Genomic DNA, 21,511 nt, shown 5'->3' with positions numbered 1-21,511 from the left:
TCAGTGACCCTCCGCTTCGGGGATGCGCAACTCGGCCCGGGTGCGATAGATGCTCATGATCTCTTCGATCATGGCCTCGCGGCTGGGATACCGTGCCTGCTCGTAGCAGCCCATGGGGTTCTTGGGGGCGTTGGTGAGGCATTTGTTGCAGTAGGTGCAGGGGCGTTCCGGGAGATTCCGGCCGGCTCGCCATTGCTGCACCAGGTCGGGATTGGCCACCAGGGAGCGGGCGATGGCGACGCCGTCACAGGCGCCCTCGCTCAGGGCGGCGCGCACGAAGTCGGCGCTCTGGTAACCCCCGGTGGTGATGACGGGGATACTCACGGCCCGCTTGATGGCCCGGGCTTCGTCCAGACTCACGCCTTCGATGGGCAGGCCCCGCTGCATGCGGTGCCATAACCAGCGGAACAGGGGCCGCAGCAGCGGGTAGCGGAACAGCAGGTAGTTGCGAAAGCCGTTGACCCCGGCGGAAATCATGGCGTCGTAGGTCACCGCCAGGGTCTCCAGGGGGAGTTCGCCGGGTGGGTTCAGCGGGTGCGGGAACATGGCGCCGGTGGACACGTGAATGGCGTCGGCGCCGGTGGCCTCGCACCATCGGGCCACCTGGATCGTGTCGGCCAGGGTATTGCCGGGTTTCTCCCAGGGCAGCACCTGGTTGTGGTCGATGGCGCTCAATTTGACCTGAAGATGGAAGTCGCGCCCCACACGCTGACGGATGGCCTCGATCACCTCGAGCAGGAATCTTGCCCGGTTGGTGAGCGAGCCACCGTACCGATCGGTGCGATCGTTGATGGCCGAGCTGAGGAACTGGGTGAACAGGTAGCCGTTGGCGGCATGCAGTTCGACACCGTCCAGTCCCGCCTCCCGGGCGCGCCAGGCCCCCTGGGCGAAGGCGTCCACCAGGCGTTGGATCTCACCCTCGCCCATGGCGCGGCAGAGAAATCCGTGCAGGGGTTCCTTGCGGTGGGTGGGGCTGGGGGCAGGGCGGTGCTGGTTGTGGATGCCGGGGAGGTCCATCTGTCGCCCCGAATGACTCAGCTGGAGAATGAACCGGCAGTCGTGGCGATGCACCGCTTCCCCCAGGCGGGTCCACAGGGGGATGAAGTCGTTGCGGTGGATGGTGGCATAGCCGGCGATGATCCTGCCGTGCATGGCCACCGGTACATAGGATGAGAGGATCGCGCCCACGCCGCCCTGGGCGAAGCGGCATTCCCAGTTGATCCGGGTCTGGGTCAGGGAGCCGTCTTCATTGTCGAAGCGTCCCGAGATGTTGGAACGTAGAATCCGGTTTTTCAGTGTCAGGTTACGAAAGACCAGCGGGGTGAAGATCGGATCCTGCTCGGGCGGTGTCGGGTCCGTGGTCATGTCTTCATCCTCCTTGCGCGGGCATCATTTTCCCCGCCTTGCGCCAGGCTTCGGACAGCAGCCGGGGCGCCCAGGCCGCTGCGGGACAGCGGCTCCAGGTGTGGGTAAGGAAGGCCACGTCATGGCGTAGGCTGCGTGCCCTGGCCGTCTCAAGCCGAAACAGTATCAGGGTGCCGGGGGCGAACGACCCTACCGCGTGGTTGCCGTGAGTTCTGGCCTGGCGCAGCACCGTCCCCGGTGCCGCCAGGCAGCGGGAGGCTGCGGCGGCGGGCGTGATGTGCGCGAGGGTGCGGGGGCGTTCCATGGCGAGTCGCCGCATCCGTTCCAGGGCCGCGACCAGGTTATGTACCGCGATGGCGGTGGCATGCAGGGCCACGGGGTCCCTGTCTACCTTTTCCGCCAGTCGGGCGCGTGCCTGATCCACGTCGCCGCTACGCCGCCAGCGCCATTGGCGCCAGGGGTTGAGGGTGCGAGCCGCCGTGTCCAGCAGACAGGCATCCCGGTAGCTTTGCGGGTCTGCCCGGTAGTCGCCGTTGAATAGCCTTCCAACGATCCCCTGCACCAGTACTCCGGGTCCATCCAGGGTGTTGCCCCGGGCAACATAGGCGGCCAGTGCCTCCAGGTCTGCCTGGGAACAGGGCGGCCCTTCCAGGCTTTGGGCCAGTGTGATCTGGGCGGCATTGGGGCGTTCGTCGCCGATGGGAGCCAGCGGGGGCAAGGGCTGGCCGTCCAGTTGCAGATGCCGGCGAATCCCTCGAGCAAGCAGTCGATTGAGCCAGGGACCCTGGGGCAGGAATTCACGGTCCAGCCGGCGATCCTGAGCCAGTTCCAGGATTTCCCGGGGTTGCTCCACCCAGAGCAGGTCGATCAGACCAGCCAGCTTCAGGCGGCGGGCCATGGTCTAATCCCCCGTCTTGGCCCAGGGAAAGAACACGTTGCGTACATCGGCAAAATGCCCCCTGAGTTGCGGACAGTGGCGGGCGATGACGGTGCGCAGGGAGTTGTCCCTGATCCAGTCGAAGCCTGCGGGCGTATAAACCTCCGGGCGAAAATCGTCGGTGAAGAACCGGTCACTCTTGAGCCGCCGCGAGGCCATGAGGATGAAAATGCGAAAGGCGGTGTCGGAGAAGCCGAAGCCCGGTGGTGTGCCGTGTGCCTGGCATTGACTCTCCGCCAGTGTACCCACCAGCAGATCCACGTCTTCCACGCTGGGATAGACTTCCTGAAGCTCCCGCTGCCAATGGGGGTTGTCTGTCAGTTCCTGAAAGCTGCGAGGGGCATGGCATTCGATGTGGCGCCGGAATTCGCAGTAACGCGGTACCCCGTGTTCCCGGTCCCGCAGCACGTCGATGGCCGCCAGGTCCAGAAACACGCCCTTGGTCCCTGTGTGGGCGATGCGGCGCAGCCCGTTGGGGTAATTGTGCAGGACCAGGGCGCCGGGGTGACTGGTGCATAGGGAATACACCACGTCGTCAAAGCCCACCTGCCGGTAGATCTGCGTGACCTCGCCGCCGGAAACACCTGTCAGGTCCGCGTGGAGCAGTTCCTGGTCGTCTTCACGTCTGCGAAACGAGTACTCATCCGGCATCAGCGAGTGAAGTCGGTAGACGGCGGCGAATTCCTCGGTCATGGCGTAGGCGGCGCCGTGGTGGTCGGCAGGGGAGCCGGGGATCCCGGACAGGACTTCGCCCCGCCCGACGCGACCGAAGGCGCGATGGTACTGTTCGCCCAGCAGACCCCAGAAGTTGCCCCGCATGGCCATGCGGCCTTCCGGGGAATTCATCAACGCCGTTGTCCATTCTACGGTGTGGATCTTGGCCAGCAGGGCGGCATTGACCAGGCGGGCCTTCTGGAACAGCCATTCTCCGGTGGCGTCCGGGTGATCGATGCGCAGTCGGTCCACGATGGCATTGTGTTCGTGGACAAACAGACGGTGCAGGACCGACAAACCGACCCACCAGTTACCGTTGACGCCGGCCAGTTCCAGATCCTTGCTGGGCTTGCCGTGCTGGGTCTTGCCTTCGATGGGCAGGGCGCCGTTGGCTTGCACGCCCAGCTTGCCGTCTTCCAGGACGGCGCCGGTGGTGGGATCGGTGCGTACCTCTCGCTGGCGCTCCAGCGAAGAGCCGTAGATCTGGGAGGCATCCCACCAGCTTGTCTCCACGTTGGTATAGGCGTCCGGGAGTCCCTGGTCCTGGGGGTTTCGGTCATCGGCGTGGGCGCGCAGCACCGTCATCTTCCCCTCCGGCCAGTCATCCCCCTCGGGAAGGGGGATGTCGTGAGGGGGTTCGTCCTTGTTGTTGGGGCCGTGGCTGAGCCAGTCGTGGACCATGAACTGAATCCAGGCGGCGGCCAGCACATTGAGGTGGGGGACCGGGATGAACTCGCGCCGCGCCAGCAGCTTGTTGCTGATCAGTCGCGGGCTGGGTTCGTAGAGCCGGGGAGGGACTTCACCAAAGGCGGCTTCGGGGGGCATGTTGCGTCCGAATCGGGTGCCGGCCATGCCCATCCACGGCTCGCTCATGTCGTTGTAGCTGCCATCTGCCGTTCGCATTCCACGCACATCGAAATCCTGGTTGGGGGGCGCCGGGGACGGGACAGTCTGCGTGTCGGTGAGGTTGTGCTGCCGGAGATTGACCCGGTGGCCCACGATCATCGCCATGGCGATGAAGAACGGCCAGCGAAACCAGGGTCGACGGCGGGCCAGGCGGGTGGTCAACTTACCCAGCAATCGGTCGTACCAGGGAGCTTCAAATGATGATCCTCGGCGCATCGCTCGCCCTCCATGTGGGGGATGACGGTTGATCCAAGTGTGCGGCTTAGTCAAGGATGTTCTGAACAAGTTATTCCCGCGTTATTCCCGCGTCACTCCCTCGTCATTCCCGCGAATGCGGGAATCCAGTCGGACCGATCCGGAGTTGGTCGATGACCCTGGTGCCGCGTCCAAAGGGGAAAAGCAAATTTCAGGCCGGAATTTTTAAACCTTTTTAGATCATGTGGTTGGTTTGGGTATGGGATCGATGTTCAGGGGGGTGGGGCAACTTTGTCCCGGTTGCACAATGGATGCGGAGAGGGAGGGCAGGAGGGTTTTGATCCATCAGGAGGTATCGTCTGTCGGGTCCCGCGGGGGTCTGCGAAACACCACTTGTCCGGCGAGGTGTGGCTCGGCCCTGAGAATGCCCCGGTTGCAGAGCATGTCCACGGCTTGTTCCGCCACCTCCGGAGAGACATGACGATACTCCGGTGGCAGCCAGCAGCTGATGATGCCCTGGAGGTTGTCGGCGGCCCCCGGATGGGCTGCCAGGTAGTTTTCTATGACTTTTGCAATGAGTTGGGGTGAGAGACGGCTTGATGAGTTCAAGGGGGCAGTCCTCTCGGGGGCATGGGCTTTGATATCAAGCAACAGCCACACCAGCTTCCGCCTGGCCTTGATCCTGTGGGAGAGCTGGGTGCCAGGAAGCGCGCAGGTCGGTCAGCCCTCGGGTCGAACTTAACCCACTGGGGCAATCTTGACCCGGTCACCGCAGATGCCGTGTTTCTTGAGCAGTTTGCCAAACGCTCGTCGCTCCTTGCCTGCCATTCTCGCCGCCAGGGTGACGTTGCCCCCCGCCTGCTGCAGCATGTCCCGCAGATAGCCTTTTTCAAAGCGATCGATTGCCTGTTTTTTGGCTTGGGTGAAGGACATCAGGTTGCCATTGCTTGTGCTCAGCATTGCGGCTCCGGCGGGTGGTGCCGTCGGGTTGCTGAAGCACAAGGCTTCAATATGAATCGGACCCTCATGGCACAGCAGGCTGGCCCGATGCATGGCGTTTTCCAGTTCCCGCACGTTGCCGGGCCATGTATGACCCTTGAGCCACTCGATGCCCTCAGGGGTAATGCCGCGGCTGGGTCGCTCGTATTGGGCGTCAAAATGGGTGAGGAAATAATTTGCCAGAAGCAGGATGTCGTCACCCCGCTCGCGCAGGGGAGGAACGCATAGGGTGAGCAGGTTGAGCCGGTAGTACAGGTCTTCCCTGAACTGATGAGCCTGGATCTGGCCACTCAGAGAGCGATTGCCGGCGGCGATGATCCTGACGTCCGCGTGGCGAAATTCCCGTCCACCCACCAAGCGGTATTCCTGGTTTTGCAGAAAGCGCAGCAAACTGACCTGAGCGCGCAAGTCCAGGGCGTCGACTTCGTCTAGGAACAAGGTTCCATGGTGAGCCAGTTCCACCAGCCCCGGCTGACGTTGATGTGCGCCGGTGAAGGCGCCCCGTTCGTGACCAAAGAGTTCGGATTCCACTAGATCGGTTGGCAGGGCGCCGCAATTCATGGGGATGAATCCCGCGCCCCTGCGCGGCCCAAGGTAATGCAGGGCACGGGCAACCAGTTCCTTGCCGGTTCCTGTCTCCCCCTGGATCAGGACCGGTATGTCCGAACGCATTACCTGCTCCATCGCCCTCAGCAAATTGCGAAAGGGGGGTGAGTCTCCCACCAGATGAAGGTGCCGGAACCGGTCGGCCGGATCGACATGACATGCAGCCGCCATGACCCACCTCGGAGATCAACCTTTTACCGAGTGTAGGTTCTGTGCCAAGAGAGTCAAGGTCGAACCATGGCTGGGCGGGTATTGTAGGCAGAATCGGTTATCATCGGCGCGTACCTGCCGTAATGGCGCATCACGTGGTATATCCGCCATGTCCCTACCACTGTCTGGTCCCATCCGTCTGGGTCTGATGGCCCCCCTGACCGGGATTGCCGGTCTTTATGGCGAGGAAATCTGCCGGGCGGCCAGGATTGCCGTAGATGAGGTCAACAGGGCTGGAGGTGTCTTCGGTCGTCCTCTGGAACTGGTGATCGAGGACGACGGTAGCCTGCCTGAAACGGCGGTGCCCGCGGCCGAGCGTCTGGTGGATGAACATGGCTGTGTGGCCATGATCGGCAATCTCCTGTCCAATTCCCGTATTGCCGTGGCCTGCCGGGTGGCCACGCCCCGACGCGTGCCCTTGCTGAACTTTTCCTTCTACGAGGGGAGTATTTGCGAGCCCTTTTTCTTCAGTTTTTCCGTCCTGCCCAATCAACAGATCGAGCCGATGGTTCCCTTCATGGCCCGGCGCCATGGTTCGAAGATGTTTTTTGCGGGCCATAATTATGAGTGGCCCCGTGGCTCCATCGATGCTGCCAAGCAGGTCCTGCTCGCATTGGGTGGGGATGTGGTGGGGGAGGAGTACCTCCCCTTCGACGTGAGTGAGCAGGAACTGGCGATTTTGCTGGAGCAGGTCAGCCGCTCAGGTGCCGATGTGTTCGTGCCCTATTTTGCCGGCCAGGATCAGGTCAGGCTGTTCCGACGTTGCGCGGCCATCGGTCTGAATCGGCGCATGGCCCTGGTCTCCGGCCATTTCGATGAAATCATGGCAGGCCAGCTTTCCCGGGAGGCACGCCAGGGGATTTATGCCGTCAACAGTTATTTCATGTCGGTGGATACCCAAGCCAACCGTGACGTCCTCCAACGCCTGTCTGACTTGCCGGATGTGACCGGCATCTGGCCTCGGGGTAATGGTGTGCTGACCCACTTTGGCGAAGGTGTCTACGTTTGCGTGCATGCCTTCGCTCAGGCGGTGCAGCGAGCCGGCGGACTGACGCCCGAGGCATTGTGCGCAGCCCTGGGGCGGGTGCGGGTATCGGCGCCCCAGGGTGACGTGAGTATGGACCCGGAGCTTCGCCATGCCCAGGTCAACAGCTACCTGGCGCGCTGCAACGCCAATGGCGGCTTCAGCGTCATTGAAAGCTTTGGCGGGATATCACCGTTGATTCCTGAACGCTACCAGACATCTTCCCGGCTGCTCGGTTCGCAGCCGCAGACACTGCTTGGGCAGTTTATCTCCGCCCCGGCACCTGATGGCCATGCAGATACCGGATTGGCACAACACATCCTTGCCTGGGCGGATATCGCCATCCTGACGGCGGATGCGCAGGGGATGCTGACCCACGTCAACCGGCGGGCCTGTGAACTGTTCGGCTATGAGGAGGGAGAGCTGGTCGGGCAGTCGGTGCATCTGCTGGTACCGCCGCATATGCGGGAGCGGCATGCGCAGTTTTACCAGCAGTTCCTTGATGGTCCCGAGGAAGAACGTCGCATGTCGGAACGTGCGGAAATCACGGGATACCACAAGGATGGCAGTTTCCTTTCCCTGGAGGCTTCCATCGCCAAGTTCCATGAGCATGGTGTCTGGAATCTGGTAGTGACCGTACTGGATATCTCGGCCCGCAAGCGGGCGGAGAAAGAGCTGCTCTGGCGTGCCACCCATGACGTACTTACCGGCCTTCCCAACCGGTCCCTGATGCATGAGCGTGTGGGAAATGCACTGGAACGCTCTCGCCGCCATGGCCTGAATGTGGCCATGCTGCATCTGGGGCTGGATGGGTTCAAGCTGATCAATGACAGCCATGACCGGCAGACCGGAGATGCCCTGCTGATGGCGGTCAGTCGCCGCTTGCTGGACCAGGTCCGTCCCGGCGATACGGTGGCTCGGCTGGCCGGGGATGAGTTTGCGATCCTGGCGGAACAGGTGGGGCAGCCGGCGGCCATTGCCGGTCTGGCGGAGCGTCTCAATGAGGCGATGCGTCAGCCGTTCGAGCTCAACGGGGTGCCGGTGGTCGTGACCGCCAGCATCGGGGTGGCCACGGGGCAGGGCAGCACCCACAGTGCCGACGACGTGATGCGTTGCGCGGAGACGGCGCTGCATGCCCTCAAGCAACAGGGGCGTGATGGTTGGCAGTTTTTCAATGACTACCAGCATCATCAGGCCCTGCAGCGGCTGAATGTGACCCTGGGATTGCGGATGGCTATCGACAATCAGGAGTTGCAGGCCCGGTTTCAGCCCATCCTGTCGTCGGATCGTGGACGGATCGTCGGTGCCGAGTTGTTGCTGCGCTGGTTTCCTCCGCAAGGGGAGGTCTCTCCGGCGGTCTTCATTCCCATCGCCGAGATGAGCGGTGTCATTCTGCCCATCGGTCTTTGGGTATTTCGGACCGGGTGTCTGGCCGAGGTGGAGTGGCGCCGTCGCTGGGGGACGGCGGCCCCGTATGTCTCCATCAACCTCTCCGCCCGTCAGTTGAGCGATGAGTCGCTGGTGGATGACATGCGCTGCGTGCTTCAGGAAACCGAGGCCGATCCGGTGCGCATCGTCCTGGAAGTGACGGAGACGGCGTTGATGGCGGATATCGACGCCAATCTTCGGGTGCTTCGCCGGTTGGCGGAACTGGGGTTGCGGCTGGCCGTGGATGATTTCGGCACGGGTTATTCCTCTTTGGCCCAGCTCACCCGTCTGCCGGTGAGCATTCTGAAGATTGATCGTGCCTTTGTGGATGGGATCGAGACCCGTCATGAGAGCCGCGCCGTGGTCAGGGCCGTCATCGGCCTGGGACGATCCCTGGGGTTGGCGCTGGTGGCGGAAGGAGTGGAAACCCAGGGGCAGCATCTGGAGCTGCTGAACGGGGGATGCGGGCTGTTTCAGGGATATCTGTTTCATCCTCCCATGAGGCCGGAGGATTTCGTCCGTCTGATGGATGCGCAGTCCGATTTTGAGCATGGGGAGGATCAGGGTACGGAAAGTTTCGTGCTGTATGTCAGCCGTACCGTCGAACCGTTGGGTGACGAGTCCTTGCAGGCAATTTTGCGGACTGCGCGCATAGCCAACGCCCGGTCCGGCGTGACCGGATTTCTGATCTATCAGGATGGCCAGTTCATGCAGATGCTGGAGGGGCCCAGGGCACAGGTGGAGGCGACGATGGCACGAATCCGTCTGGATCCTCGGCATGAAGATGTCCACATCGTGGCGGAGGGAGATATCCGTACACGGGTCTTCTCGGACTGGAGCATGGGGTTTCAGGACATGTCCCGGTCAAGCGGGGAACCGGATTTCAGCCAGTGGCAGCGGCGCACCATCAGCCTGCTGGAACTGGCCGAGGATGCCCATACCTGCTATGCCTATATATCAGCGTTTGCCGGCAAGGCCGATACCGGTGTGGAGGGAGGGTCTCCGACGGATGCGGAAACATCATGACCAAGGGAGTGTTGCACTCGCTTAGCCAGAGGAGGAATGTTTAGAATAGATATAAATTTTAATGTCAAACGGTTGCTATGCGTGCATGATGACGACAGTGGACGGTTTCCTGCCTGGGGTGTTTTGAGTGAGTCACTCCCGCACCAGCGGGGATCCGGTCACGGGCTGAAAGTTCTGGACTCCCGCCTTCGCGGGAGTGACGCCAGGAGGGTTGTTCAGTATTTCCCTTTTTGGGCCAATGAAGCCCGCAAAGAATACCCGATACTTGCCGAGAAGAGCCTATCCCATGTGGAACAACCTGACCATCCGCACGCGCTTGATCAGTGTTACGGTGATCCTTCTGATTCTGATCGGTGTCGCTGTCTTGTTCATCTCCAGTCAGGGTGCCGGCAGCATGGGATACACGTTGGTGGACCATACCCTGAGGATGAAGATCGAGGGGGACATCTGGTCTGCGGGCAACCACGTTGCCAGTGAGTGGGGCGCGCTGCGTCTGGTGGACGGAAAGCTGGTGGATGCCCAGGGCCAGCCGATCAACGATCGCCTTGAGGTGGTGGACAGGCTGAGTCAGGAGTTGGGTGTACTGGCGACGGTATTTGCCCGGGACGGCAGGGACTTTACCCGGGTGACTACCAGCGTTCGTCTGCCCGATGGGCGCCGTGCGGTGGGTACGCAACTGGGACAGGCCAGTTCGGCGTTCGCACCGGTTTCGGCAGGTCAACGCTATATCGGTGAGGCGCAGATCCTGGGGGCGGCCCATCTTACGGTCTATGAACCGATCAAGGATGCCTCCAATCAGGTCATCGGCATCCTGTTCCTGGGCATTCCGCGACAGCAAATCGATGCCATCGTCAGTCAGGGCGTGAACCAGATGGTAGCTCGCCTGGTGCTGGGCATCTTGTTGCTGGTGGCGGGGGGCGTGGTGGTCGCTGTCTTCCTGGCCCGGCTCATCGTCGGCCCCATTGTCCGATTATCCGATGCCCTGCACGATATTTCCCGGGGGGAGGGTGATCTGACCCGGCAGCTGGAGGCGAGAGGGCGGGATGAGTTGTCCGACCTTGCCAGGGCCTTCAATGAATTTGTCGGCAAGATCCGCGACCTGGTCCGGCAGGCAGGCGCCGCCTCCAGCCAGTTGGCGGCGGCAGCAGAGCAACTGTCCAGCACCACGGAAGAGACCCGTGGGCAGGTGCGTCGGCAGCATTCTGAAACCGATCAGGTGGCCACTGCCATGAACCAGATGACCGCCACGGTGCATGAGGTGTCCCGCAATGCTTCCGAAGCGGCGCATGCGGCCGCTTCCACGCGTCAGGAGGCTGTCGCGGGGGAAAGGGAGGTCAAGGAGACGATCCGCGCCATCGAGGCCCTGGCCAGGGAGGTGGAGAATGCCTCCCAGGTCATTACCCGATTGTCCGAGGACAGTGATGATATCGGCAAGGTGCTGGAAGTGATTCGGGACATTGCCGAACAGACCAATCTGCTGGCCCTGAATGCAGCCATTGAGGCTGCCCGGGCCGGTGAGCAGGGTAGGGGCTTTGCGGTGGTGGCCGATGAAGTGAGAACCCTGGCCAGTCGTACCCAGACCTCCACCACGGAGATCCAGGCCATGATCGAGCGGCTGCAGTCGGGCGCCTCGGGTGCCGTGAAAGCCATGGAGGATGGCCGGGGCAAGGCGCGTCAGAGCGTGACCCAGGCCGCCCGGGCCGGTGAGTCGCTCAAGGCCATCAGCGGCGCCGTCAATAACATCAATGACATGAATGCCCAGATCGCCAGTGCCGCCGAGGAGCAGTCGGCGGTGACCGAGGAGATCAACCGCAATATCACCAATATCGCCCAGGCCGTGGAACAGACTTCGTCCGGTTCCGATCAGATCGCCCTGGCCAGCGACGAGTTGGCCAGGCTGGCGGCGGAACTGCAGAGCCTGGTGGGGCGTTTCAAGGTTTGATCATTTACGCGGCAATACCGGGATTGCCGTCCACACCCTTGAGTACCGGTGCATTGAGGTCGGTGATGCGCACGGTCTGATGATCCCGCAGATAATCGGCCACCACGTCCCAGATCTTGCGGCCGGTGTCACCCATCGGCTGTTCCTGCACGCTGGCCCAGCCCGCCACCACGTAGGTGCCGTTCGGGTCGACGGGCTTGCCGTCCAGTTCCATGGCCGTGATGCGTTCGCCGATCTCCCGGGTGGGGTCGATGGCGTAGCGCAGCCCGCCCACGCGCACCATGTCCCCGCCCTGTTGGTAGAACGGATCCTTGTTGAACAGGTTGTCGGCCACGTCTTCCAGGATGGTCTTGATCATCTCGCCGCTCATCTCGTTGCGGGTCACCGCCGGGTAGGTGAGGCCGGTCTGGTCCATCACGTGTTCGAAGGTGATGGGCATGCCCGGCAGCACGGTGGTGCCCCAGCGGAAGCCGGGAGAAAACGAGATCTGGGCATCCACCTGTTCCATCAGGGCATCGCAGATGAGCTGGTCGAAGGTGCCGTTGAAGTTGCCCCGGCGGTAGAGCAGATCGTCGCTGACGGCCAGTGTCTCGCCGAGCTTGTCCGCCATGCGGAAGGTGTCGCCGTCGTAGGTGACGGTGCGGTTGCGCAGGTTGTCGATATACCGGCCCATTTCCGGGTCGGGGTCGATCAGGTCGGCGAACACCGGCAGCAGGTGGTAGCGGTAACCCTCGATCCGGCCGTTGGCGAAGTTCAGGTCCAGGATGGCGAGGAATTTGCCGTTGGAGCCGCCGTTGGTGACCAGGCAGGTGCCGCCGTCGGGGGTTCTGACCTCCAGGGGGGCGGGGACCGCGTCATGGGTGTGGCCGCCCATGATGGCGTCGATGCCGTTGACCAGGCCGGCCATCTTGATGTCCACGTCCATGCCGTTGTGGGACAGCACCACCACCACCTCGGCCCCCTCGGCGCGTGCCTGATCGACGCTGTCCTGCATCTCCCGGTGCCGGATGCCGAAGGACCACTCCGGTATCAGGTGTCTGGGGTTGGCGATGGGGGTGTAGGGGAAGGCCTGACCGATCACCGCCACGTTGACACCGTTGATCTCGCGGATCACATAGGGTTTGAAGACCCGCTCCTCCCAGTCCACGTCCACCACGTTCTGGGCTACGAAGTCGATGCGGCCGGCAAAGTCGTTCCGCAGGATCTCCTGGACTCGCTCGGCACCGAAGGTGTATTCCCAGTGACCGGTCATGATGTCCACCCCAAGCAGCAGTTGGGCGTCCACCATGTCCTGGGCTCGGGTCCAGACTCCGGTGCCTGAGCCGCCGCCCCAGGTATCGCCGCCATCCAGCAGCAGGGTGCCGGGACGCTGGGCGCGGATGTGCTTGACCAGGGTGGCCAGATGGGCGAATCCGCCGACGCGCCCGTACTGTTCCGCCAGACGGGTAAAATCCAGGTGGGTATAGGCATGGGACCAGAGGTTGGGGTGTTCCAGGCCGTAGTGATTCAGCAGATGCCGGCCCACCAGGTGAGGGGGGCGGCCCTGCATTTCGCCGATGCCCAGGTTGACGTGGGGCTCGCGAAAGTACACGGGCAGCAACTGGCCGTGGCAGTCGGTGTAGTGCAGCAGCGAGACATTACCGTAGGGGCGCAGCTCATAGGGGTTGCCGGTGGTATCCGCTTGCGGCAGGGCGGCGCCGTTGCCGTTGCCGCGGCCGCACGCGGTCAGGGCGAAGCCGGCCATGCCCGCGGCACTCAGTATCTGGAGAAATTCTCTGCGGGTCAGGTTCATGCCTTCTCCTCACACGATGATTGAACGTGGGCCGGCGGGTCCCGGCCAAAAGAAAGCCCGGCTTAACCGGGCATGCTGAATCTGGCAGGTGTTGTTTAAGGACGCACTGAACAAGTTCCCTTCCGTCACTCCCGCTCTCCACGTCACTCCCGCGAAAGCGGGAGTCCAGGGCTCGTCACCCTGCGGCTGGATTCCCGCTTGCGCGGGAATGACCTATTCAGAACATCTTTAGGTGTTCCTGCTTGGACCTGTGCCGGTCACCCGGGTCTGGTCTCTACTGCTCCTCTTTGGTGGTGGTCCCGATCAGACCGGGACCCTTGGCGCGACAAACCTCCTGCGTACTGCGTTTTTTTATGGCTGATATTCTGTGTATCAGCTGATGCGGACTTCGGTGGTATCCGATTCGCCGTTGTTGTCTACCCAGGACAGCGTCAGGGTATCGCCGGCGGCGGCTCCTTCGAACTGGAAGGACAGATAGGGATTGCGGGAAATGGCCGGACCCCAGTTGGCGGTCAGTACGTGCTTGCCGTTGCACTCGGCCTTGACCTCGGTAATGAAATGGGCCGGAATCGTGTTGCCCCCCTGGTCGCGGCGCTGGCCGGTTTCCATGGGGTGACTGATGAGGGCGCGTACATTGGTGACGCCGCCTTCGATCTGAGCTCGGACTCGGATGCTGGACATGGTGCTTTCTCCTGCGAATTCGCCTTGATGCCGCGGTTGTCGGGCGCTCTTAGCCGCCGCAACCGCCGATGGTGACCTTGACCTCTTTGGTGCCGCTGTAGAGCTGGCCGTTGGCCTTGAGTACTGCGACGATATCGGAGGTTTCGCCCATCTTGATCCGGGTGGCGACGAAGGCCCTGGTGCCTTCACCCAGCTTGTAGCTGGAGGTCAGGGGGGCATTGTTGGCGACCGCCAGGATGGCAATGTCGGTGACACCGGTCAGGCTGGATTCTACGGTGATCGGGACCACCGCACCGTTTTCGGCGATATCCGGTGCACGGATGGTGATGTCACCACTGCTGTGACTGTCCGAGCCTAGGGCGGATTTCAGGGCATCGCTCAGGGAGTTGGCCTGAAAGGCGGCCTTGGGCCAGTCGGCGAGTACGGTACTTGGGGTCAGCAGGCCGGCGCCCACGGCGACACCCACGGTGCCCGCCGCGAGGGTGCCCTTGAGAAACACTCGACGCTTGCTGTTCATGCGGTCTCCTCCACTCACACTCACGACTCTTTACATGGTTGGAGATGCCCTGTTTCGACGCGGGGTCTTGCCGCGGGCTCTCTGGGGATACAGCCTACCTAACTAAATCTTTTTTACAAGTACTTTTTGGTTATATGGGGCTTGATGTGCCTCAATGCTCAAGCCCCGGCTCAGCGATCGTCCACAAACCGTAACGCGATGGTGCGTTTGCTCCTGACCCGCTCTTCCGCGTGGGGGGTCAGATCCCGCGCAGTCAGGGCCATGTCCAGTTGCCTGACGGTCTCACGATATTGACCATGATGGAAATAATATTCCGCCATACTTTCATGACTGACCGCATCCCGGCCCAGGCGTGAGGCGGCATCGGCCTTGAGGCGCAGCAGCTCGGGGGCCTTGGCCTCGGCCGATAGCAGGCCATCGGCCACCTGTACGGCCCGGCTGTACTCTTCGGCCCCGATCAGGGCCTGCACATAGGTCTGGGTGATCGGCAGGTGCCTGGGGTAGATGTCGTCCAGTCTTTTCAGGATCTCCAGGGCAGCACGGTGGTTCGCGGGTCTGGCCGCCATGTGTGCCTCTGCCCGGGCCAGTTCCAGAAAGAGATCCGCGCCTTCCTGTCCTGATACATCCTGGAGTGCCTTGATGGCCTGTTCGGTCTGGCCGCGCTGGATGAGCGCGATGGCATGGCCGTAGACCCTGGCTGCATCACTGCTGTTACCGTTCCGATCGCGGGTGTAGAGATCAATGATCCGACCCGGGTCCTGCAGGGCCTGGACCCGGGCACGGATCATGCGAAAGGCCTGGGCATCGGTGCGAAAGTCGCCTTCATATTGGTCGGCCCTGAGCCGACTGTCGGTGATGCGATTGCTGGTGACGGGGTGGGTGCGCAGATACTCCGGTACCGCCTCTCCGGCACCGCCGCTGAGTTGCAGCATGCGTTCGAAGAAGCCGGGCATGGCCTGGGGGTCGTAGTCTGCCGCCGCCAGAATGCCGATGCCGATCCGGTCCGCTTCTTGTTCGTTGGCTCGGGTGAAGTTGATCCGGGCCTGAACGCCGCCGGCCATGCCGCCGATGATGGCCGCCTGGCCCACTTCCGGGGCATAGGCACTGGCGATGATGCCGGCCAGAATCGCTAACCCCGTGGCCAGGTCGATACGGGTGCTGCCCGCATAGGCCCGGGCGATATGGCGCTGGGTGACATGGGCGATTTCATGGGCGATGACCGCGGCCAGTTCCCCTTCGTTGCGGGCGGCGTCGATCAGCCCGGTGTTGACGCCGATGATGCCCCCCGGCATCGCGAAGGCGTTGATGCGCGGATCTTCCACCACCAGGAAGGTGAAATTGGGGTGGGCATCGGGGGCACTGGAGACCAGACGTTGCCCGAGGGCTTCCACATAGCCCAGCAGGACCGGGTCTTTGCTCAGAGGCAGGGTGCGGCGCACTTCCCTGAGCAGGGTGCGTCCCAGTTGCTGTTCCTGGGAGGGTGAGAGCAGGGCGGATGAGGGATCCCCGATCTCCGGCAGATTGATGCCCGCCCGGACCGGGGCGATGATGATGAGCAGGAGCAGGCAGAGCCCCGCGGCCATGAGCCCACGCCAGCCGTCGGCTCCCGATTTGCGGTTGGGGGCCGATCGGTCCGGCATGGGGGGCGAGCCTGCTACTTGCCCAGGCCGGGGGCCGAGGCGTAGGCGTTCATGGTGGTGCGGTTTTCCCATAGTTTCGGCATAAGCATGGCCTCCGGCAGCATGAAACGCTTGGACTGGTCCACCGGGATGGTCCGTGCAATCCGAACCACATCCCCATAGCGGATCTTGAACAACTGCCCTGAGTGGGGGCCGTCAGTCCGGCGCGCGATCATGCTGTCATCAAAGAGCCGATGCACGTAGAGGTTGGCGGGGCGCAGGCGCCGATGTTCGTCACGCAAGGTGACAGCATACTGGGTATCGGCGGCAAAATGCTTCTTGTCCACGATGAGGGCTCCTCCGCTTTGGGCGTCCGGGCTGGTGTTGGGGAACACTATCATGCGTGTTTCCGGTGAGACAGCGGCCTGATTTCTTCGTTCAGTGGTTGTGGGAATTGTTCTCATATTCTTCTTTTCGCATAAGCTGGAAGTTTAGAAGAATATAGCTATATTGTTATTGATGATAAGCAAATAATTTTATGTCCGCCCCGGGGTGTCCTATCAAGGGACGGCTTGAACTGGCCATTCCCGTGTAAGCGGGAATCCAGCGGCGGACTAGAAGCCCTGGACTCCCGCTTTCGCGGGAGTGACGAGGTAGGAGGGGCGGGAGCGGCGTGGATTTTCGCGGGAGTGGCGCGGTAGGGGCGGGAGTGGCGTGGACTTTCGCGGGAGTGACGGCAGAGGAGGAACTTCCCCAAGTCGTTCTGGTAGGCGGATAAAAAATACTGAAGTTTTCCCTGTCCGATAACGGGAAATTTCGTGAGATGATCGGGGCGGGCGCCGGCAGGACCCCATCGGGGGCGTCGGCGAAGAGACCCCAGACCACTTGATAGACGAGGAGAAAATCGAGATGTCCGATTTTGACCAGGAACTGGATGCCTCCGGGCTGAACTGCCCCCTGCCCATCCTGCGTGCCAAGAAATCCCTGGCATCCATGGACAGCGGCCAGGTATTGCGGATCATCGCCACCGATCCGGGTTCCGTGAAGGATTTCGAGGCCTTTGCCAAGCAGACCGGCAATGAATTGCTTGAACACCGGGATGAGGGCGGCAAGTTCCTGTTCCTGATACGTAAGTCCTGATCCGCGGCGCCGTCCTGCCGCGCCCCGGCTGCGGCAGGACGTACACCTCGGGCTTTATCAAGGCATAACGGAGGGGATGCCTCGTGTCTGAGAAGAAGTTGGCCATCATCGCCACCAAGGGGACCCTGGACTGGGCCTACCCGCCTTTCATCCTGGCTTCCACCGCAGCCGCCCTGGGTTACCAGGTGCAGGTGTTCTTCACCTTTTATGGCCTACAACTGCTCAAAAAGAGCCCCGATCTGAAAGTGACCTCATTGGGTAATCCCGGCATGCCCATGCCGTTGCCGATGCCGGTCTTGCTGCAGGCCCTGCCCGGTATGCAGGCCATGATGACCTACATGATGAAGCAGAAGATGAAGTCCAAGGGCGTGGCCGGCGTGGAAGAACTGCGCGCGATGTGTCAGGAGGCGGACGTCAAGATGATCGCCTGCCAGATGACGGTGGATCTGTTCGACATGTCTCGGGATGACTTCATTGATGGCGTGGAATACGGCGGTGCCGCCACCTTCTTCGAGTTTGCGGGCGAGTCCGACATCTGTCTGTTCGTCTAGCCGCGATCCTTTGTACTCCCTGTGGGCGCGGTCCTCGGCCGCAGGCGGGGGCGGGACACTGAACCGAATCCATTGACGTCGGTGGGTCGGGTTCCCGCACCGGAGGCCCGTGATCGGCGCGTCAACGAGAAAATGAACTACACTCGCTGAACGTTAATGGTTGACAATTTTGCTTGGGTGTAAGGATATCTCTCCGGGCAATGAAAGACGAGGTATGCCATGGCTACTTACGCCGAAATGCAACAGGTATTCGACGACATCCGCAGCGATTTTCGCTACGACCATGAGCTCAACGGGTGTCTGAACTGCGGGATCTGCACCGCCACCTGCCCGTCGGCACAGTTCTACGACTACAGCCCCCGGGAGATCGTGCAGCTTCTGTGGACCGAGAACGTGGAGCAGGTGTACGACGCCATGCAGGAGAAGATCTGGGCCTGTGCTCAGTGCATGACCTGCGCCGCCCGCTGTCCCTTCAAGAATTCTCCCGGTGGCCTGGTGGCCATCATGCGGGAGGTGGCCATCAAGCACGAGATGCAGTCCGCCAAGGACGTACTGAGGCCCTTCGGTCGGGTGATGCTCAAGCTCATCACCACCGGCAACCAGCTCTCCCCGGACATGATCCAGCCGGATCACTTTCCCGACTGGGGTCCGAACATCCAGAAGGTGGACGGCGACCTGCGCATCCTGCGCAAGGCCATCCCCATGAAGACCCTGCAGACCACGGACACCGCCTGGGAAATCTCCCTGAAGACCTCGGTGGAGATGTACACCATTTGGGAGATGACCGGGGTACTCAAGTCCCTGGAACTGATGGATGAGAACCTGTTTGACGTGATTGAGGACTTTATCGAAGAGAAGAGGGAGGAATACGAGGAATGGCTCGAAGAACAAGAAGAAGACTGAGCCGGACCGGTGGGAAGTTCTGAAAAAGCCCTCGCCGTGATTCCGTCAAGGTTTCTTGCCGTGATTCCCGTGAAGGCCCTTTACCGTCACTCCCGCGAAGGCCTTTTACCGTCACTCCCGCGAAGGCGGGAGTCCAGGGTTTTCAGTTTGTCACTGGATTCCCGCTTTCGCGGGAATGACGGGCGAGGGGTTGCTGGAATGACGGGCGGGGGGTTGCGGGAATGACGGGCAGAGGATTTGCGAGGATGACGTCTTCAGCGTCACTCCCGCGAAGGCGGGAGTCCAGGGTTTTCAGTTTGTCACTGGATTCCCGCTTTCGCGGGAATGACGTGCGGGAGGGTGCGGGAATGACGGGCGGGGAATTTGCGGGGATGACGGGCGGAGGATTTGCGAGGGTGACCTATGCGGAGTTTATGCGAATGACTTATTCGGAATATCCCTTGCCTAAGTACCAAAGTCGAGCGTAGTAGAGGAGTGGCACACATGACTTCCAAGAAGAAAGATCATACCCCCGGCGGGCATAATGCCTCCGCCGAGGGGACCGGCCCCGGGGCCATGAAGCCCGGGTTTCACAATACCGACGGCCAGGGCGTGGCCGGCCACGGCGCCTTCTTCCAGCAGACCCAGCTGTCCCGCGATGAGGCCGTCCAGGCCACCGACTGGGTCCGCAAGCACGTGGACCGTCGCACCGTCGACCTGGGTGATCGCATGGACGATGTGCGCGAGCACATGTATGAGTTGGAAAAGGAAGGCCACATCATCATCCACCGGGTGGAGGACCAGCATGACCCCAAGATGGTCAAGACCCTGTTCGGCTGGGACAAGAAGATTCCTACCCGCCAGCTCTGGCACCACAAGTCCTGCGGCCAGTGCGGCAACATCCCCGGCTATCCCACCTCCCTGCTGTGGTTCATGAACGAGTTCGGCTTCGTGCCCGGCAAGGACTACCTGGACGAGACCGACCAGACCTCCTGCACCGCTTGGAACTACCACGGTTCCGGCATCGGCAACGTGGAGTCCCTGGCGGCGGTGTTCCTACGCAATTTCCACCAAGCCTATGTCTCCGGCAAGCCGCATGGTCACGGGCCGGGTCATTTCTATCCCCTGGTCCACTGCGGGACTTCCTTCGGCAATTACAAGGAGATCCGCAAGTACCTGGTCGAATCCCCCCAGTTGCGGGAGAAGGTCACGAAGATCCTGGACAAGCTGGGGCGGCTGGTGGACGGCAAGCTGGTGATCCCCGAGGAGATCATCCACTACTCGGAATGGGTACACGTGATGCGTCATCGCATCGCCTCGGAGCTGCAGAAGATTGATGTCTCACATATCCGCACCACCGCCCATGTGGCCTGCCATTATTACAAGATGATCCACGAGGATGCCGTCTACGACGCCGACGTCCTGGGCGGCAATCGTACCGCCATCATCACTTCCATGGCCCAGGCCCTGGGCGCCCAGGTAATCGACTATTCCACCTGGTACGACTGTTGCGGCTTTGGCTTTCGGCACATCATCTCCGAGCGGGAGTTCACCCGTTCCTTCACCATGAACCGCAAGATCCGCGTGGCCCGGGAAGAGGCCAATGCCGATGTCATGCTGGCCAACGACACCGGTTGTGTCACCACCATGGACAAGAACCAGTGGATCGGCAAGGCCCATGATCAGGACTTCCAGATCCCCATCATGGCCGAGGTGCAGTTCGCCGCCTTGGCCTGCGGGGCGGACCCCCTCAAGATCGTGCAGCTGCAGTGGCATGCCTCACCCTGTGAGGACCTGGTGGAGAAGATGGGCATTTCCTGGTCCGAGGCCAAGAAGAATTTCCAGGCCTATTTGAAGGAAGTCGAGCAGGGCAATATCGAATATCTCTACAAACCCGAACTCGCTTATGGGGGTAATGCGTGATGCAGGATACCGTTCTGATCGTCGGTGCGGGACCGGCCGGCCTGTCCGCGGCGGCCCAGGTGGCCGGTGTCGGTTACAAGGCCGTGCTGGTGGAAAAGGAAGACGTGCTGGGCGGCGCCCCTATCATCTCCGGCTATGCCCGGCTGGTCCCCTCCGGTGAATGGGCCAAGGACGCCATCGGGCGCATGGTCAAGCGGGTGGAAGATGATGCCAACGTCGCCATCCACAAGGGCACCAAGGTGACGGAGTTGAACGGGGAGCCGGGCAAGTTCACTGCCAAGCTGAGCAACGGCAAGAGCGTCAAGGCCGGTGCCGTGGTGCTGGCCACCGGTTTCACCCACTTTGATTCCGTGAACAAGCCCGAGTGGGGCTTCGGCACCTTCCCGGACGTGGTCACCACCACCCAAGTGGAGCAGATGGTAACCGCCGGCAAGATCGCCTGTCCCTCCGATGGCCGTACCCCGGAGCGGGTGGCCATCTTGCTGTGCGTGGGCTCCCGCGACCGGCAGATCGGGCGCGAGTGGTGTTCCAAGATCTGTTGTACCGTCTCGACCAATCTGGCCATGGAGATCAAGGAGCTCTCGCCCAAGACCCAGGTGTTCGTTTATTACATGGACATCCGCACCTTCGGCCTTTACGAGGACCGCTTCTACTGGAAATCCCAGGAGGAATTCCGCACCAAGTTCATCAAGGCCCGTATTGCCGAAGTCACCGCCGCGCCCGATGGCCGGCTGCTGTTGAAGGGAGAGGACACCCTGGTGAAGCGCCCCATCGTCATTCCCTTCGACATGGTGGTGCATGCGGTGGGCATGGACCCCAACATGGACAATCCGGAGATCGCGGAGGTGTTCGGCGTGAGTCTGGAGAATCACGGCTTTATCGAACGCGGCGAGCATTACACCAATACCTGCGGCACCACCCGTCCCGGCATCTATTCCTGCGGGGCCGCCTACGGACCGGAGACCATCGATGACTCCATCTCCCAGGGCATGGCCGCCGGTGCCCGCGCCATTGCGGACCTGCATGGTCTGACGCGCAAGGCGGGCTGAGGTGC

The 21,511-nt window shown here is 61.9% G+C and carries 17 protein-coding genes; 7 read left to right on the top strand and 10 right to left on the bottom strand.

From position 1 onward, the window contains the following. The 5 genes from LQ956_RS00625 to LQ956_RS00605 form a co-directional block, all read right to left on the bottom strand. Window positions 1-1,365, bottom strand: coding sequence for an NADH:flavin oxidoreductase (locus tag LQ956_RS00625; protein ID WP_238629144.1), 1,365 nt, complete (start codon window positions 1,363-1,365; stop codon window positions 1-3). Between the two features lie 4 nt (window positions 1,366-1,369). Further along, window positions 1,370-2,263: a hypothetical protein gene (locus LQ956_RS00620; RefSeq protein ID WP_238629143.1), complete on the bottom strand. Its 894-nt coding sequence runs from the start codon at window positions 2,261-2,263 to the stop codon at window positions 1,370-1,372. A 3-nt stretch (window positions 2,264-2,266) separates the two neighbouring features. Continuing rightward, the gene (locus LQ956_RS00615; RefSeq protein ID WP_238629142.1) at window positions 2,267-4,138 is read right to left on the bottom strand and encodes a peroxidase family protein; all 1,872 of its coding nucleotides are present in this window, start codon (window positions 4,136-4,138) and stop codon (window positions 2,267-2,269) included. A gap of 324 nt (window positions 4,139-4,462) precedes the next feature. Then, window positions 4,463-4,726, bottom strand: a complete 264-nt coding sequence (locus LQ956_RS00610) for a hypothetical protein (RefSeq protein WP_238629141.1) — start codon at window positions 4,724-4,726, stop codon at window positions 4,463-4,465. 129 nt (window positions 4,727-4,855) lie between these two features. After that, a complete protein-coding gene (locus LQ956_RS00605; RefSeq protein WP_238629140.1) occupies window positions 4,856-5,893 on the bottom strand; it encodes a sigma-54 interaction domain-containing protein in 1,038 nt (345 codons plus the stop codon). Between the two features lie 148 nt (window positions 5,894-6,041). Here LQ956_RS00605 and LQ956_RS00600 point away from each other — a divergent pair, with 148 nt between their 5' ends. Together LQ956_RS00600 and LQ956_RS00595 are read left to right on the top strand one after the other, a co-directional pair. Further along, window positions 6,042-9,410 (top strand): ABC transporter substrate-binding protein, encoded by a 3,369-nt coding sequence (locus LQ956_RS00600; RefSeq protein WP_238629139.1) that lies wholly within the window; start codon window positions 6,042-6,044, stop codon window positions 9,408-9,410. A 286-nt stretch (window positions 9,411-9,696) separates the two neighbouring features. After that, window positions 9,697-11,352, top strand: coding sequence for a methyl-accepting chemotaxis protein (locus LQ956_RS00595; protein WP_238629138.1), 1,656 nt, complete (start codon window positions 9,697-9,699; stop codon window positions 11,350-11,352). A 4-nt stretch (window positions 11,353-11,356) separates the two neighbouring features. On the opposite strand, the gene soxB is transcribed toward LQ956_RS00595, so the two are convergent. The 5 genes from soxB to LQ956_RS00570 form a co-directional block, all read right to left on the bottom strand. Continuing rightward, complete coding sequence (gene soxB, locus LQ956_RS00590; RefSeq protein ID WP_238629137.1) at window positions 11,357-13,144, bottom strand: thiosulfohydrolase SoxB; 1,788 nt, start codon at window positions 13,142-13,144, stop codon at window positions 11,357-11,359. Window positions 13,145-13,516: 372 nt separating this feature from the next. Beyond that, the gene (gene soxZ, locus LQ956_RS00585) at window positions 13,517-13,825 is read right to left on the bottom strand and encodes a thiosulfate oxidation carrier complex protein SoxZ (protein WP_238620945.1); all 309 of its coding nucleotides are present in this window, start codon (window positions 13,823-13,825) and stop codon (window positions 13,517-13,519) included. A 49-nt stretch (window positions 13,826-13,874) separates the two neighbouring features. After that, window positions 13,875-14,342, bottom strand: a complete 468-nt coding sequence (gene soxY / locus LQ956_RS00580) for a thiosulfate oxidation carrier protein SoxY (protein ID WP_238620947.1) — start codon at window positions 14,340-14,342, stop codon at window positions 13,875-13,877. A gap of 170 nt (window positions 14,343-14,512) precedes the next feature. After that, entirely contained in the window at window positions 14,513-15,982 is a 1,470-nt protein-coding gene (locus LQ956_RS00575) for a M48 family metalloprotease (RefSeq protein WP_238629136.1), read from the bottom strand. Window positions 15,983-15,996: 14 nt separating this feature from the next. Beyond that, entirely contained in the window at window positions 15,997-16,308 is a 312-nt protein-coding gene (locus tag LQ956_RS00570) for a hypothetical protein (protein WP_238629135.1), read from the bottom strand. 562 nt (window positions 16,309-16,870) lie between these two features. Between LQ956_RS00570 and LQ956_RS00565 the strand changes: the two genes are divergently transcribed. The 5 genes from LQ956_RS00565 (at window position 16,871) to LQ956_RS00545 (ending at window position 21,506) form a co-directional block, all read left to right on the top strand. After that, on the top strand, window positions 16,871-17,101 hold the full coding sequence (locus LQ956_RS00565; RefSeq protein WP_238620953.1) for a sulfurtransferase TusA family protein: 231 nt from the start codon (window positions 16,871-16,873) through the stop codon (window positions 17,099-17,101). A gap of 83 nt (window positions 17,102-17,184) precedes the next feature. After that, window positions 17,185-17,652: a sulfur carrier protein DsrE2 gene (gene dsrE2, locus LQ956_RS00560; protein WP_238620955.1), complete on the top strand. Its 468-nt coding sequence runs from the start codon at window positions 17,185-17,187 to the stop codon at window positions 17,650-17,652. Window positions 17,653-17,889: 237 nt separating this feature from the next. After that, window positions 17,890-18,555 carry a 4Fe-4S dicluster domain-containing protein gene (locus tag LQ956_RS00555; RefSeq protein WP_238621020.1) on the top strand — a complete coding sequence of 222 codons (666 nt, stop codon included), beginning with the start codon at window positions 17,890-17,892 and terminating at the stop codon, window positions 18,553-18,555. A gap of 483 nt (window positions 18,556-19,038) precedes the next feature. Then, window positions 19,039-20,457: a heterodisulfide reductase-related iron-sulfur binding cluster gene (locus LQ956_RS00550; RefSeq protein ID WP_238629134.1), complete on the top strand. Its 1,419-nt coding sequence runs from the start codon at window positions 19,039-19,041 to the stop codon at window positions 20,455-20,457. Next, on the top strand, window positions 20,457-21,506 hold the full coding sequence (locus LQ956_RS00545; protein ID WP_238620959.1) for a CoB--CoM heterodisulfide reductase iron-sulfur subunit A family protein: 1,050 nt from the start codon (window positions 20,457-20,459) through the stop codon (window positions 21,504-21,506). Before LQ956_RS00550 ends, LQ956_RS00545 begins: the two co-directional genes overlap by 1 nt. Window positions 21,507-21,511: the final 5 nt, after the last annotated feature.

Source organism: Ectothiorhodospira lacustris, assembly GCF_022227845.1.
Taxonomy (GTDB): Bacteria; Pseudomonadota; Gammaproteobacteria; order Ectothiorhodospirales; family Ectothiorhodospiraceae; genus Ectothiorhodospira; species Ectothiorhodospira lacustris.
This window is presented reverse-complemented; position numbering and strand designations above follow the sequence as displayed.

Coding starts and splice junctions, on each gene's coding strand:
- LQ956_RS00600 (WP_238629139.1), top strand. CDS start 6,042: ATGTCCCTACCACTGTCTGGTCCCATCCGTCTGGGTCTGATGGCCCCC.
- LQ956_RS00545 (WP_238620959.1), top strand. CDS start 20,457: ATGCAGGATACCGTTCTGATCGTCGGTGCGGGACCGGCCGGCCTGTCC.
- soxY (WP_238620947.1), bottom strand. CDS start 14,342: ATGAACAGCAAGCGTCGAGTGTTTCTCAAGGGCACCCTCGCGGCGGGC.
- LQ956_RS00555 (WP_238621020.1), top strand. CDS start 17,890: ATGCAACAGGTATTCGACGACATCCGCAGCGATTTTCGCTACGACCAT.
- LQ956_RS00595 (WP_238629138.1), top strand. CDS start 9,697: ATGTGGAACAACCTGACCATCCGCACGCGCTTGATCAGTGTTACGGTG.
- LQ956_RS00565 (WP_238620953.1), top strand. CDS start 16,871: ATGTCCGATTTTGACCAGGAACTGGATGCCTCCGGGCTGAACTGCCCC.
- LQ956_RS00575 (WP_238629136.1), bottom strand. CDS start 15,982: ATGCCGGACCGATCGGCCCCCAACCGCAAATCGGGAGCCGACGGCTGG.
- LQ956_RS00620 (WP_238629143.1), bottom strand. CDS start 2,263: ATGGCCCGCCGCCTGAAGCTGGCTGGTCTGATCGACCTGCTCTGGGTG.
- LQ956_RS00605 (WP_238629140.1), bottom strand. CDS start 5,893: ATGGCGGCTGCATGTCATGTCGATCCGGCCGACCGGTTCCGGCACCTT.
- soxB (WP_238629137.1), bottom strand. CDS start 13,144: ATGAACCTGACCCGCAGAGAATTTCTCCAGATACTGAGTGCCGCGGGC.
- LQ956_RS00615 (WP_238629142.1), bottom strand. CDS start 4,138: ATGCGCCGAGGATCATCATTTGAAGCTCCCTGGTACGACCGATTGCTG.
- soxZ (WP_238620945.1), bottom strand. CDS start 13,825: ATGTCCAGCATCCGAGTCCGAGCTCAGATCGAAGGCGGCGTCACCAAT.
- LQ956_RS00550 (WP_238629134.1), top strand. CDS start 19,039: ATGACTTCCAAGAAGAAAGATCATACCCCCGGCGGGCATAATGCCTCC.
- LQ956_RS00625 (WP_238629144.1), bottom strand. CDS start 1,365: ATGACCACGGACCCGACACCGCCCGAGCAGGATCCGATCTTCACCCCG.